The sequence below is a fragment of the Psychrobacter sp. genome (assembly GCF_030457785.1).
In the GTDB taxonomy this organism is placed as follows: domain Bacteria; phylum Pseudomonadota; class Gammaproteobacteria; order Pseudomonadales; family Moraxellaceae; genus Psychrobacter.
Map to the genome: position 1 here is coordinate 1 of NZ_JAKDUI010000244.1, position 3,570 is coordinate 3,570.

Here is a 3,570-nt window from a genome sequence, read left to right on the forward strand (position 1 = left end):
TTCGTTTGTGTGATGAGCAGAAAAATTCATTTTTTAATAATAAAAATGATACGTTATGTATTGAAATAAACATTAAAATGCGTTACTAATAGAGTCACTTAAATACGAAACGGTCTATAGGATATGGCTGTTTGCAAGTGTGATACTGAATTATCACCTACTTGTCATCAATGACCTGCTATTGCTAAAGGATTGGCTTATGCATACCACTTCAAACGCTAGAAATAATAACGCACCTGTGGCAACGAGCTACAGTGATTATTATCATCAATTCAACCTCAACAACTTATTGACAGAAATTTATGGCGATCATTTAGATGATCGTCTGAACGCTTATATGGCATGCTGCGGTCGTCACGTACGTGATGGGCGTGGTGAACACGACGCGCTGGTACATGAGGACACAGAAGGACAGGTAACGCGCATGACGTTTGCCGAGATGGACAAGGCGAGTGCGCAAATTGCCAATGTACTGCTGTCTTATGGTGTGCAAGCTGGTGATCAAGTCGCAACGATGCTGCCACGCAGTCCTGAGTTACTGGTTATCGTACTGGCAGCGTGGCGAATTGGCGCTGTTTATCAGCCGTTATTTACCGCCTTCGGCTATGATTCAATCAAATACCGGATGGACAAGGCCAACACCAGAGTGGTTTTTACCAATCCAGAAAATCGCGGTAAGTTTGAAGACTTGGCAGAGCAAACCAAGATGGTGATGGTGGGTAGCGAAAGCGATGCTGAACAATGGGGCGATGACAATTACTCAGAGGTGATGGCATTCCAGCCGCAGACTGCAGAGCCAGTGCTTTTGGAAACCGATGCGCCGTTTTTGCAGATGTTTACGTCTGGTACGGTAGGTAAATCAAAAGGCGTGAGTGTGCCATTGAGTGCGCTCTCTGCTTTTTACTTATACATGCACTATGCGATTGACTTACGTGCTGATGATAACTACTGGAATATGGCTGATCCAGGTTGGGCATATGGCTTGTACTATGCAATTACTGGCCCGTTATTGATGGGTATCACGACTTATTTTAATGAGGCAGGCTTCGATGCCGAAAATACTCGTGATTTTATGGTACGTCATAAAATTACCAATTTAGCCTCTTCACCCACCGCATTTCGCATGATGAAATCTAGCGGCGTATTTGATAACTTCGATCATTCTGAAAACGGAAAAAACGATGCCAAGCTCTCACTTCGCTGTGCCAACTCAGCAGGTGAGACATTGAATACCGAAGTCGTTAACTGGGTAGAGACAGCTTTAAACTGTAGGGTCAAAGACCAGTACGGGCAAACAGAAACAGGCATGACCTGCTGTGCGCATCATGCGCTAGAGCATGACTGCCCAGTTGGCTCAATGGGCATGGCTCTCCCAGGACACACACTGGTCGTGCTGGGTGATGATATGCAGGTATTGCCTGATGGAGAGCAAGGACAGCTGGCTGTCATCGTCAGTCAATCCCCAGCTTTTTATTTCCGAGGTTATAGCTGGAATGAAAAGCAAGCATTTCACGATGATTACTATCTGACGGGCGATGTGGTTGAGCGACACAGTGATGGCAGTTATTGGTTTTCTGGGCGTGATGATGACATCATTATTACCGCAGGCTATCGCGTCGGTCCCACTGATGTTGAAAATACAGTATTAGAGCATGAGTCGGTCGCGGAGTCCGCAGCAGTTGGCGTACCAGATGAAGTACGCGGTAATACTATTAAGTCTTATGTGGTGTTAAAAGGTGGCATCGTAGGCACTGACGAGATTGCCACTCAAATCCAAGGGTTGGTGCGTGAGCGTCTATCAACCCATGCTTATCCACGTGAGGTTGAGTTTGTCGCAGCGCTGCCGAAGACGCCAAGTGGCAAGATACAGCGCTTTTTACTGCGTAGCTTGTCTTCGGAATAGAAATAAAATGGACAGTCCATAAAAATATCAATGAAAGGAATAGTCATGCAAATTGAACAACACAGTTTTTTGGTTACTGGCGGCGCGTCAGGTTTGGGTGAGTCAGTAGTTCGTGCGATTGTGGCCAAAGGAGGCAAAGTTGTCATCGCCGATCTGAATGAGTCAGCGGCGAAAGAACTGGTCGATGAGTTGGGAGCAAATACGCGTTTTGTACGCTGTGATATTACCAATGGCGATGATGTGCAGGCGGCTATTGATACGGCCGAAAATGCCTTTGGTGGGCTACAAGGTTCAATTAACTGTGCTGGTATTGCGGTGGTACAGAAACTACTCGATCGCGACAACAATCCAGCTGATCTGGATGCTTTCAATCGTGGTGTTAATATCAATCTCGTTGGTTCTTTTAATGTCGCCCGTTTGGTCGCATCGAGTATCGCTAAACGGGTGGCTGCTAGTAGCTCTATAGAAAACAGCAGCGATATAGAAAAAAATGCGGACCAAGGTGTCATTATCAATACTGCCTCAATTGCAGCTTTTGATGGACAGGTGGGACAAGCCAGTTATTCCTCTTCAAAGGCAGGTGTGGTCGGCTTGACCTTGCCGTTAGCGCGTGAGCTTGCGCGGCATGGTATTCGAGTGATGACCATCGCCCCAGGTGTTTTCGCTACGCCAATGATGGATACCATCCCCGAAAAGGCGCGCGAGCAGTTAGAAGCGGGTGTGCCTTATCCTAAGCGATTGGGCAGCCCAGATGAGTTTGCCAAGCTGGTGACACATATCATTGATAATGCCTACCTAAATGGTGAGGTCATTCGTTTGGATGGGGCTATTCGTATGGTTTAGAAAGGAGTGATACATGGTAATAGGTAAGTGTAAAACGTCGATAATTACTTTGTGATACTGACTGCCTTGTCACAAACCACCAAGTTTCCATAAAGTCTGACATAGTGCTTTGTTATATTATGATGTATTGCTTTCAAGCATTTTCATAAGGATACAAGCCTATGTCTTTTTCTCGTTTAAATAAAGGTAAACGTGGTTTTCGGTTGTTGCTTAGTTTTAGTATCCCCGTGATATGTGGCGGAGTGATCATGGTTGCTGCTAAGAGCACCTCCAATCAAAGGCAACCCATTCCAAATGATGTCACGATAGATAAGGTCTTCGTCGATAAGTCCGATCGTACCTTGCAGTTGCTCAGCGCCAACCAAGTCATCAAAACCTACCATATCGCACTTGGTGATAGTCCTGTCGGGCACAAACAGCAAGAGGGTGATCAACGAACGCCAGTAGGAACTTATACTTTAGACTATAAAAACGAAAATTCGATTGCGCATCGATCCATACATATCAGCTATCCTAATGAAGATGACAAAAAACAGGCTAGGACACGGGGTGTGAGTCCTGGTGGCGATATTATGATTCATGGGCAAATGAACGGCTATGGATATCTTGCCTCGATTAACCAAAAGTATGACTGGACAGATGGTTGTGTTGCAGTTACTAATGATGAGATGGATGAAATCATGAGTGCTGTAAAAGTTGGCACACCCATACAAATCGTTGAGTAAATACTTCTAAATAAAATGACACTCGCAGATCTATCATTGCTTGGCTTATGAATTTGGTTGCGTCTGTTCTCAACTATAATCAATAAAAAATAATATCGA

General features: G+C 45.0%; 3 protein-coding genes. All 3 read left to right on the top strand.

Annotated features, from left to right (window positions below):
• Positions 1 to 199: 199 nt before the first annotated feature.
• Positions 200 to 1,903, top strand: a complete 1,704-nt coding sequence (locus tag L0J61_RS10005; RefSeq protein WP_301466300.1) for an AMP-binding protein — start codon at positions 200 to 202, stop codon at positions 1,901 to 1,903.
• A 45-nt stretch (positions 1,904 to 1,948) separates the two neighbouring features.
• Entirely contained in the window at positions 1,949 to 2,746 is a 798-nt protein-coding gene (locus L0J61_RS10010; RefSeq protein ID WP_301466301.1) for an SDR family NAD(P)-dependent oxidoreductase, read from the top strand.
• A gap of 161 nt (positions 2,747 to 2,907) precedes the next feature.
• Positions 2,908 to 3,471, top strand: coding sequence for a murein L,D-transpeptidase family protein (locus L0J61_RS10015; protein WP_301466302.1), 564 nt, complete (start codon positions 2,908 to 2,910; stop codon positions 3,469 to 3,471).
• The last annotated feature ends 99 nt before the right edge of the window (positions 3,472 to 3,570 follow it).

Coding starts and splice junctions, on each gene's coding strand:
- L0J61_RS10010 (WP_301466301.1), top strand. CDS start 1,949: ATGCAAATTGAACAACACAGTTTTTTGGTTACTGGCGGCGCGTCAGGT.
- L0J61_RS10005 (WP_301466300.1), top strand. CDS start 200: ATGCATACCACTTCAAACGCTAGAAATAATAACGCACCTGTGGCAACG.
- L0J61_RS10015 (WP_301466302.1), top strand. CDS start 2,908: ATGTCTTTTTCTCGTTTAAATAAAGGTAAACGTGGTTTTCGGTTGTTG.